12 protein-coding genes and 1 riboswitch are annotated in these 9,304 nt (G+C 36.1%); of the genes, 6 read left to right on the top strand and 6 right to left on the bottom strand.

Features of this window, described 5'->3' with window-relative positions:
* Positions 1 to 122 precede the first annotated feature (122 nt).
* A riboswitch (SAM riboswitch) is annotated at positions 123 to 231 on the top strand.
* Between the two features lie 78 nt (positions 232 to 309).
* From V7659_RS00310 to V7659_RS00300, 3 genes are all read left to right on the top strand, one after another.
* Positions 310 to 1,551, top strand: a complete 1,242-nt coding sequence (locus V7659_RS00310; protein ID WP_335537411.1) for a homoserine dehydrogenase — start codon at positions 310 to 312, stop codon at positions 1,549 to 1,551.
* A 222-nt stretch (positions 1,552 to 1,773) separates the two neighbouring features.
* Entirely contained in the window at positions 1,774 to 3,642 is a 1,869-nt protein-coding gene (locus V7659_RS00305) for a glycosyltransferase (RefSeq protein WP_335537410.1), read from the top strand.
* Between the two features lie 17 nt (positions 3,643 to 3,659).
* A complete protein-coding gene (locus V7659_RS00300) occupies positions 3,660 to 4,349 on the top strand; it encodes a glycosyltransferase (protein WP_335537409.1) in 690 nt (229 codons plus the stop codon).
* Between the two features lie 53 nt (positions 4,350 to 4,402).
* Here the strand turns inward: V7659_RS00300 and V7659_RS00295 are convergent, their stop codons facing one another.
* The 3 genes from V7659_RS00295 to V7659_RS00285 form a co-directional block, all read right to left on the bottom strand.
* A complete protein-coding gene (locus tag V7659_RS00295; protein WP_335537408.1) occupies positions 4,403 to 4,594 on the bottom strand; it encodes a YfhD family protein in 192 nt (63 codons plus the stop codon).
* 118 nt (positions 4,595 to 4,712) lie between these two features.
* On the bottom strand, positions 4,713 to 4,847 hold the full coding sequence (locus V7659_RS00290) for a YfhE family protein (protein WP_081825373.1): 135 nt from the start codon (positions 4,845 to 4,847) through the stop codon (positions 4,713 to 4,715).
* A 119-nt stretch (positions 4,848 to 4,966) separates the two neighbouring features.
* Complete coding sequence (locus V7659_RS00285; protein ID WP_335537407.1) at positions 4,967 to 5,875, bottom strand: TIGR01777 family oxidoreductase; 909 nt, start codon at positions 5,873 to 5,875, stop codon at positions 4,967 to 4,969.
* A gap of 76 nt (positions 5,876 to 5,951) precedes the next feature.
* On the opposite strand from V7659_RS00285, the gene recX reads away from it, so the two are divergent.
* Entirely contained in the window at positions 5,952 to 6,767 is an 816-nt protein-coding gene (gene recX, locus V7659_RS00280; RefSeq protein ID WP_335537406.1) for a recombination regulator RecX, read from the top strand.
* Between the two features lie 7 nt (positions 6,768 to 6,774).
* Here the strand turns inward: recX and V7659_RS00275 are convergent, their stop codons facing one another.
* Positions 6,775 to 7,452 carry an SDR family NAD(P)-dependent oxidoreductase gene (locus V7659_RS00275; RefSeq protein WP_335537405.1) on the bottom strand — a complete coding sequence of 226 codons (678 nt, stop codon included), beginning with the start codon at positions 7,450 to 7,452 and terminating at the stop codon, positions 6,775 to 6,777.
* Between the two features lie 86 nt (positions 7,453 to 7,538).
* On the opposite strand from V7659_RS00275, the gene V7659_RS00270 reads away from it, so the two are divergent.
* Positions 7,539 to 7,856, top strand: coding sequence for a YfhH family protein (locus V7659_RS00270; RefSeq protein WP_335537404.1), 318 nt, complete (start codon positions 7,539 to 7,541; stop codon positions 7,854 to 7,856).
* A 61-nt stretch (positions 7,857 to 7,917) separates the two neighbouring features.
* Here the strand turns inward: V7659_RS00270 and V7659_RS00265 are convergent, their stop codons facing one another.
* Positions 7,918 to 8,094, bottom strand: a complete 177-nt coding sequence (locus V7659_RS00265) for a small, acid-soluble spore protein K (RefSeq protein WP_098576239.1) — start codon at positions 8,092 to 8,094, stop codon at positions 7,918 to 7,920.
* 126 nt (positions 8,095 to 8,220) lie between these two features.
* On the opposite strand from V7659_RS00265, the gene V7659_RS00260 reads away from it, so the two are divergent.
* Entirely contained in the window at positions 8,221 to 8,490 is a 270-nt protein-coding gene (locus tag V7659_RS00260; RefSeq protein ID WP_335537403.1) for a YfhJ family protein, read from the top strand.
* A 32-nt stretch (positions 8,491 to 8,522) separates the two neighbouring features.
* Here the strand turns inward: V7659_RS00260 and V7659_RS00255 are convergent.
* A partial coding sequence (locus tag V7659_RS00255; protein WP_335537402.1) for a metal-dependent hydrolase occupies positions 8,523 to 9,304 on the bottom strand: 782 nt, incomplete at its 5' end.

The raw sequence follows: 9,304 nt of genomic DNA, 5'->3' as shown, positions 1-9,304 counted from the left end.
CAACAGACAAGTTTAACACAACCTTGTAAAAAAAAGAAATTTCAAATAATATTGACAACTACAAAGGATTCAACTAGAATTCTTTTTATAACTTGGAAATTTAATGAAACAATTACATAAAACTCTTATCCAGAGCGGCGGAGGGACTAGGCCCGATGAAGCCCGGCAACCATCAAGGTGATCTTGAAAAGGTGCTAATTCCTGCAGGTTATTTAACCTGACAGATAAGAGGAGGAATCTAACCCTCTTCTTATGAAGAGGGTTTTTTACTATTGGTCGTGAATAATTTAATTGAAGGGTGGATTTAACATGTCTGTTATTAAAGTGGCAATTCTAGGTTTTGGAACAGTCGGGGAAGGTGTATATAAAACGATTCAATCCCATGCAGAAGAACTAGAGGGATTATTAGGGAAAAAGGTCGTGGTTGCAGCCGTACTAATAAGAAATAAGCAGAAAAAGAGAAATATAGATAATGATGTTTTAATTACTTCAGATTTCAATGAAATTTTAAGCCTTCCTCAACTTGATGTGATTGTCGAAGCAATCGTCGACAAAGAACCACCCTATACATTCCTAAAGCAAGCAATTCAAAAAGGTTGCCACGTAATTACAGCGAATAAAGAAATGTTTGCACATCACGGAAATGAGTTGCTTATGTTAGCAGAGAAGCATCATGTTTCGGTAGGTTACGAAGCAACTGTTGCGGGTGGTATACCTGTTATTCAAACCTTAAGGCAGTTATTAAATGTAAACCGTGTTAGTCACGTTCAAGGAATCCTAAATGGGACATCGAATTTCATCTTAACGGAAATGCGTGAGAAAAAGCAGTCCTTTGCGTCAGCCTTAAGTTTAGCGCAAGCGAAGGGTTTTGCAGAAGCTGATCCAACTAATGATGTGGAAGGCTATGATGCTTTTTATAAAACAATGATTCTTAGCAGAATTGCTTTTGGAGACGAACCAAATTGGGAGGATGTTGAACGAGAAGGAATTACATCGATTTCAAGCGAGTTAATCGAGGCAGCTGAAAGACTAAATCTTAGGTTTAAACATATTGCAAGTATAAGTAAGGTAGGTGGTCAGCTTAAGGCAGCTGTTAAACCAGCCCTTGTTGGAAAGTCTCATCCTTTTTATTCAATTGAAGGTGTAGAGAATGCAGTAAATGTTCAATCAGATATTGTAGGTAGTATTACTTTACAAGGTCCAGGTGCTGGAATGTTTCCAACTGCAAGTGCAGTGATTGAAGATTTGGTCTTTGTCTGTCAAGATCAGCCAACAAATAAAAATTTCAAGTTAACAACAACTCCAGCCTTTTCTAAAGAGATACAAGAGGATGTTAAAGAATTTTGGTTAATTCATGGTCTCTCAAAGAATTATAGAAACCCTTCGATTGTATTTGTTTCTAAAGATACTGAGGAGACAGCGATTATCCAAGCAACAAGGGAAGAAATTGATACGTTAATGAATCAGCAAAAAGCAAGGTGTTACTTTCAAATATTAGGGGAACATGAAAGAGCGTATAAAAATGATGATGTTACTATTGCTGTCCTGTAATAAAGAAATTTGATTACCATGAATCCTATAAAGAGCATTAAAATGCTCTTTTTTAGGAAATTTACACTCTCCTATGGGGGAGTTTTTATTTTATTCTGTAAAAAAACAAACAAAATAACCAATAAATGGGGATGAGTTTAGTCAAAACCAAATAGAAATCATATTGTGTAAAAGCTACCAAATGGACTAGTTATGCATAAAAGTAAATTGAAGAGGTGTACCATGTTAGGGAATAGCTTAAATGAACGTATATTAACGAATTTGAAAAATACATTCACCTATGAGTTTTGGGTAAAGCCTGAAAGCGTTCATCGTGTCGATAAACAATCCCGTGATAATCCCGCAGATGTAAATGGAAAGAATTATATCATTGGACCTGGACGAGGAGTTTCAGAAAATGATGCAGGGGTTAGTGTTTCAGTTGGATTAAACGGGATCATAGTTTATGAACATACTTTGACTAATATATATGCGGTATTAGTCTATGAAGCGAGAATTAATGATCTCACTCATATTGCTGTTGTCTATGATGAACGAGAGCCACAGTTATTTATTAATGGCAGGTTTGTAAAAAAAGGTGAACAAAGCCCTAGAACGTATGTTTATCCATCGGGGATGATTGGCGGGCAGCCAGGCCTATTTTTTAATGGGGATATCAATGAGATTAGGCTTTGGAATCACTCCCGAACGAAAAAAAATCTTAAGAATTATTTGAATAAAAAGCTCATTGGAAGTGAACCAGGATTATATGGTGTTTGGCCGGCTCCAACTGTAAATGAACTAGAAACGCACAAGACAAATGCAAATACCCAATCCACCCAAAATAACAAGGTCCTAGTCTCTAATCAGAAACAAAATTTAAACACTCAAGAAAAAAAGGATAAAGAAATTGAAGTTAGTATTATTATTCCTTCCCTAAATAAATATCCACTCAATCTATTAACTCTCAACTCACTTGAATTCCAAACCTTCAATCCTTCAAAAATGGAAGTTATCTTTATTGATGATGCTTCAACAGACCAAACGGAAGAAAAGCTAAAGGGCTATAAACCACCATATCATTTTAAATATATACGTAATAAAAAAAATCTTGGCAGAGCAAAAGTTAGGAACTTAGGTATTCGTTCTGCAAGAGGGAGTATATTGATCTTTCTAGATGCAGAAATGATAACAGAGCCCGAATTTGTTGAAAACCATTATAAGTCCCACCAATCTCAAAAAAAGCTTATTCTGTCGGGGGCAATGCATTCAAAAGGCATATATTCAAGTATCTTTCCTGAGTTTACTCGAAAGGAAATAAACAAAATCGCAACTTTATCAAAAAATAACCAACAGATTCATTCAAGGTTTCTGGAATTTAAATACCCAAGCGAAAAGCCTTACCAGTTGTTAGAAAAAAGCGAAATTGCAAGAAAAGCTTATAAGGATATAGGTTTTGAAGTGTACCCATGGTTTCAATCGATAACCAACAATTTTGCTCCAGACCTGGAAGGGTTTTCGTTTCCGTGGATGGCATTCCTGACAGGGAATGTTTCCATTCGTAAAGAGTTTATTATTCAGGCAGGGTTGTTTGACGAAGAATTTGTTCAGTACGGTTACGAAGATTGGGAACTAGGCTACCGTCTATATAAAATGGGTGCAAAATATATTGTTAGGAATGATTTGATAACTTATCATCAAGAACACCCTGTAGGAAAAAGTAAATGGAATGAGGCAATAAACAACTTAGGTCTTTTTACTATAAAGCACCATGACATTGATGTTCTTATTCTTGGATTAGAACTTTCTGGTCTTGCAGATTTATTAACAATGAATAAGATATTTAACGAATATAAATTACTCATTCAATCCTATCCAGAGCCCTATAAAAAATTCCAAGAAAAATTCATGTGCATCCTTGAGACGATCTACCTGTTACTGCAAATCGATATCCGTCACATAAATATTTTAGGAGCGGCAGGTTTTGGCTCTAACGATAGAAACGAACTTCAAGAGGATATCAATTCTATCAAAGGGTTAAAAAAGTTTTCAAATTTAACTCACCTTTTAGAAAAAATCATGAGTCCTAATAACAAAAATGCCGCAAACTAGTGGGAAGGAGTGAAAGTGTGGTTTCCATTATTACTTGTACAATACGAGAAGAGAATATTGATAATGTGTTCAAAAATTATCAACAGCAATCCTGGAAGGATAAAGAGCTAATCATTATCCTAAATAAGGATTCTATGGATATGGATAGATGGATCAAAGAGTCTAAGAAATATCCCAATGTCCAGATTTATCAACTCCATGAAGCAGCAACATTAGGGGACTGCTTAAATTTTGGAATTATGAAATCAAATTATGATATTATCGCAAAGTTTGATGACGATGACTATTATGGACCTGACTACATTAAAAGTTCGATAAATGCTTTTAAAAATAGTGATATTTCAATTATTGGAAAAAACTCAATATATATCTATTTTAAAAACAATAAAGCGTTGATTCATGTACCTGGTGATGAGAATTCAATCACAGACAATGTAGCAGGAGCGACATTGATGTTTCGAAAAGAAGTGTTGCACTATGTTCGATTTGAAAAAGTAAATCGGGCGGAGGATTACTTTTTCCTTGAACAATGCAAAGAGAAAGGATTTTATATCTATTCAACTGATCGTTTTCATTTCGCAGTCATTAGAAGAGATGCCGAAAAACATACCTGGAAGATTGCCGATCATGAGCTTATGGAATGGGGAGAAATAATTACCTATACAGACGATTTTCAACCACTAGTATCAAACAATCAGGCGGTTTGAAAATCAAAAAAGAAGCAGGATTGCCTGCTTCTTCGTTTTTTGTTTCAATAAACTTATTTATTTCTGTTTCCTTTTACTCGCTGATTTGCTGCGTTAGCACGTGCTAGTGCTTCAAGGTCTGCATGGTCTGCAAATTCTGCAGAATATTCGACGTCATTTCCATCTGTAATTTTTAGGTTCTTAGGTGTTTGTGGAAGTGAACTTTTGTTGCTGTTACCCGTCCCACTATTATGCATACGGCCCATTACTAAAAACCCCTTTCATAGTTAACATCTAAGGAGCTAAATTGCTCCCTTTACTATGATTTACAACTTAAAAGGGAACCATGAATGGAAAATACTTCAGCAGAATCCATTTCGATAACTATAGTCTCGTTTTCTTGTCGTGAAACCCGCCAGCACGGTCTGCCATTTTAAATTCTCTTTGATAAGAAACCTCTTGCATACTCGTTAGAGAGTATTTTCCACGATCCTTATCCTTTTTCTTTTTTTCCGCCAATTTGCTCATTCCTTTCAACATTTTTTAAGTTAATCGTCATCAAGCTATGTGGTAAAAAATAGAAGCACTTTATGTACTTATTTCCATTTTTACCTTTTAAGAAAAGAATGATACGGTTTTTAAGAAAATATATTTTTTAATGCTAATTTTAGATTTGAATACTTAAATTGATAACCATTTTCTAAGAGCTTTTCCGGTAATACTTTTTGCCCATCAACAACCAATGTACTCATTTCACCAAGAAGCAGTTGAAGGGCAAAGCTTGGTACAGGAAGCCAGTGCGGACGGTGTAGTACACTAGCAAGTGTTTTCCCAAATTCATTCATTGTTACCGGATTCGGTGCAGTAAAATTAACCGGCCCATTAATTTGTTCATTATTGATAATAAAGGATATACCCTTAACCACATCGTCAATGTGAATCCAAGACATCCACTGTCTTCCATTCCCAATGGGCCCACCTATAAATGATTTATAAGGAAAAGCTATTTTAGGAAGAGCACCTTCCTGCTTATCAAGGATGATTCCAAACCTGCAAAGAACGGTGCGTAACTCTAGTTGGGAGGATTTACTCACTTCATTTTCCCATTGCTGCACTGTTTTGGATAAAAAATCATTTCCGAACCCATGGTTTTCTTTTTCCGTAAAGATTTTCTGAAAAGATGTTCCATAAATACCTATGGCGCTTGCATTAATCAGTGCCCTTGGTTTAGTGCTTAATTTAGAAATGATGTCTAGAAGAGCGTTAACAGCTTTTAAACGACTGGTTAAGATCCTTTCTTTTCGTTGTTGTGTCCAACGCCCGCCATTGATGGATTCGCCAGCAAGATTAATAAAAATATCGGTTCCCTCAAGTTCTTGTATGGGGCTAGAATTTTCACTTAGCCATTGAACATAACGAATTCGATTGATGCCATTTGCGTTTTTTCCGCTTCTAGTTAAAATGATTACCTCATGATTGTTTTTCAATAATTCGTCCATGAGAGCTTTCCCGACAAATCCTGTTCCACCAGCAATGGTAACTTTCATTTTTTCCGCCCCCTTAATATGTTTATCTTACAATATTTTATGAGGATTATGGTAAAGTAATGTTGAGGTGAATGACATGGCTATTATTACAAAGATCACCACTCAGCAAAAAAATCAGGACCGATTTAATGTTTTTATGGATTACGGCAAGGGGAAGGGGGAAGAATTCGCCTTCAGTGTCGATAGTGATGTTTTAATCAAATTTCAATTAAAAAAAGGAATGGAACTTGACGATTTTTCCTTTATGGAAATTCAGTATCAAGACGACATACGTAAAGCATACAACAAAGCCATCCATTATTTATCTAGAAGGATGAGGTCGAAAAAAGAAATCAGGGATTACCTTTTTTCAAAGGAAATAGAAGAACCTGTTATTAATGAAATTATCCATAAACTATCCGCTTTGAAATACATAAATGATGAGGAATTTGCATTGGCTTATGTAAGAACCCAAGCAAATACCACTGACAAAGGTCCAATGATCATCAAAATGGAACTGAAGGAAAAAGGAATAGATGAAGGCACACTCATGCTTGCATTAGAGGAATATCCCTTAGAACAGCAGATTGAAAAAGCCACCAAAATAAGTGTAAAGTTTTATGAAAAGAATACGAAGGAATCATTAAAAATTCAAAAACAGAAGCTAGAAAATTTACTGCTTAGAAAAGGATATTCTTATGAAGTGATTCATATCGCTGTTAATGAAGCTTCAATAAACACCGAAGCTGATGAGGATATGGAGGCAATCAGATTTCAAGGGGAGAAGGCACTTCGAAAATATAGTAAGTTCAGCGGGTTTGAATTTCAACAAAAGATGAAGCAAGCCTTGTACAGAAAAGGTTTCCCAATGGAGCTGATTGAAACATATCTAGCAGAAGTGGAAAAATCATGACCAAAAGTCATGATTTTTTACCTTCAATAATAATTGTATCTTGATCAATTTGTTCCATAATTATTTCTGCAACTTCACTTGGTGTACGGAAACGGGAAGGGTCTTTGACATGGTCGCTATGATCCCAAAAGGGGGTATCCATTCCTCCCATATAAACGGCATTTATTTTAATGCTGTGATCTTCATATTCCTTTTGCAGACTTTCGGTAAAGCCTCTAACTGCAAATTTACTTGCTGCATAGACGGCTTCATTCACTTTTCCACGCAAACCTGCTGTTGAAATAATATTCATAATTCTCCCATCAGGTGTTTTAAGAATAAGCGGTAATATCGCTTTAGTCATTAATAGAGTTCCGAGAATATTTGTATTAATCATTTCGGACATTTGCCGGTCATCTATATCAACAAAGGGGCCGAAATGCCCAACACCTGCATTGTTGACTAATCCGCAAATTGTATATGTATCGCTTATTTCTTCTACTTTTTTTGATACATCATCCGCGTTTTGAATATCTATTGGCAGGATATCTGCTTTTCCCCCATCAGCTATAATTTCATCTCTAACCGATGTTAATTTTTCAATCGTCCTCCCAGTAAGAAGTAAATGATAACCTTTCTGTGAAAAGAGGTGTGCCAATTCTTTTCCTAAACCGGAACCAGCCCCAGTAATAATGATTGTTTTCATAAAAAATATTCTCCTTTATTAATATCTTTATTAATTATATAAAAATTACTATACTAAAATAAAGGGATAAGGGGAGTGGATTAACTATGCAACAAGATAAACGCTATAGTGCAATGACTGAACATGAGTTACGACAGGAAATTGGCAGCCTTCAAGAACAAGCCCGAAAAGCCGAACAAATGGGGATGGTGAGTGAGTTTGCCGTCCTTGAACGAAAGGTGCAAATGGCAAAAGCATACCTAATGGACCCGAATGAGTTTAAACCAGGTGAGCTTTATGAATTAGAAGGAAACCCAGGCCAATTTTTTAAAATTGACTATTTAAACGGTGTGTTTGCTTGGGGGTATCGCCTCAGAGGTGATGGTCATGAAGAGGCATTACCAATCTCCCTGTTAAAAAAGTAATAATAAAAAGGACAAACCAGAGAGTAACCCTCTGGCTTGTCTTATGTTTACGATCAAAAAACTATTTATAAACTTGTGGCGACTCATCGTCGCGCTCCCCAGATGCACGCATGCGCTCTTGTGGATGGGTATTAATCGTGCCATCTGCTCTTTTTGATGCATATTCTGCTTTGGCCCGTGGTTCTCCCTCGAGTTTATTGTTATTTTGATTTGGGAATCCAGTTTCTTTATTTCTCATGATATACCTCCAAAATGGAATGAGAGCACGTGGAAAGCAAAGCATTCTCAATGCTTACCACGTAATATTAGTATCTGCGTTATTAATTTAGGTTATGTTAAAAGAAATTGGCAATGAGGTGTGAACATGAACAGTTACCATGATGAATTGGCAAATCTGCTATTAAGTAAAAATGACCAACTTAGTTATAACCAAGCCCGAACTTGGGTGGAGCTGCTTTGGGAAGATTTTGAAACCACTTACGCAAAAGCAGGCAGAGAATATAAGGGCAGTGATATGACGGAGAGAATTGTCAAGCAATGGATTGAAAATTATGGAGAAAGGCTGCACGAATTTGTGGCAACCAACCCTAAATACAAGGACTTTCTAAAACAGGAAAAAAATAGCATAAACTAAAAAAAGCGAGTGACATTTCGTCACCGCTTTTTTTAACTTGGAATGATGCTTAACTTTTTCCGTAATTTCTTTTCGCTAAAAACCCAGCCAGTATATGAACTAATCGGTTTCAAGTTACAATCTAATTGAACGACAGCCACAAACGGATAATGGCCATTGCTACGGTAACGTAAATCAATAAATCGAACTTCGTAAAAATCAGTGTATTCATCTACTTCCCAGCGATAGACCGGCGAAAAGGATAAGAATGCAGAAAGATTTTTATCCTTCTTTGCCGCCTCAATTACAGGTGTCTTGGGAACGGGTATACGGTTAAAATAATCTAAGATCTCGACTTCATTATTTACTGCTTTTCCTACAAAAAATTGTTTTTCGTTCATGGCAGCAATTCGCCATTGATGAAACCTCATTGTTGGTGCGATAATTATTTCTGTTGCATCTGGTATTTTATTTCTTATCTCAGCCATAACACGATGTTTTGCCTTAAAGCGCATGAGATAATATACGACAATTGTGGCATACATGACCAAAAAGGTATAACCGGGATCTGCCCCTAATACCCAAATAATAATCCCCAGAATATGAATTCCAAAGATAATTGGATCAAAGGTATTGATGACGCCTAGGGCGACCCATTTTGAAGAGAATGGTCTTAGAGCTTGTGTTCCGTATGCATTAAATATATCAACAAATACATGAATAAAGACCGCTGCAAATGTCCAAGCCCATAAATGATATAGATTGGCACCAGTGAAAAACGGATAAATAACGGCTGTTAAGAGAAGCGGCCACAAAATCACAGCTGGAATGGAAT

Origin of the sequence: Neobacillus drentensis, assembly GCF_036966985.1 — a bacterium.
Taxonomy (GTDB): Bacteria; Bacillota; Bacilli; order Bacillales; family Cytobacillaceae; genus Neobacillus; species Neobacillus drentensis_E.
Note: the sequence above shows the minus strand (reverse complement) of the source record. Positions and strands in the feature narration are given on the sequence as shown.

What these genes read in the sequence shown, in the direction of transcription:
- V7659_RS00310 (WP_335537411.1), top strand. Translation starts at nt 310, where the DNA reads ATGTCTGTTATTAAAGTGGCAATTCTAGGTTTTGGAACAGTCGGGGAA.
- V7659_RS00305 (WP_335537410.1), top strand. Translation starts at nt 1,774, where the DNA reads ATGTTAGGGAATAGCTTAAATGAACGTATATTAACGAATTTGAAAAAT.
- V7659_RS00295 (WP_335537408.1), bottom strand. Translation starts at nt 4,594, where the DNA reads ATGGGCCGTATGCATAATAGTGGGACGGGTAACAGCAACAAAAGTTCA.
- V7659_RS00285 (WP_335537407.1), bottom strand. Translation starts at nt 5,875, where the DNA reads ATGAAAGTTACCATTGCTGGTGGAACAGGATTTGTCGGGAAAGCTCTC.
- recX (WP_335537406.1), top strand. Translation starts at nt 5,952, where the DNA reads ATGGCTATTATTACAAAGATCACCACTCAGCAAAAAAATCAGGACCGA.
- V7659_RS00275 (WP_335537405.1), bottom strand. Translation starts at nt 7,452, where the DNA reads ATGAAAACAATCATTATTACTGGGGCTGGTTCCGGTTTAGGAAAAGAA.
- V7659_RS00270 (WP_335537404.1), top strand. Translation starts at nt 7,539, where the DNA reads ATGCAACAAGATAAACGCTATAGTGCAATGACTGAACATGAGTTACGA.
- V7659_RS00265 (WP_098576239.1), bottom strand. Translation starts at nt 8,094, where the DNA reads ATGAGAAATAAAGAAACTGGATTCCCAAATCAAAATAACAATAAACTC.
- V7659_RS00260 (WP_335537403.1), top strand. Translation starts at nt 8,221, where the DNA reads ATGAACAGTTACCATGATGAATTGGCAAATCTGCTATTAAGTAAAAAT.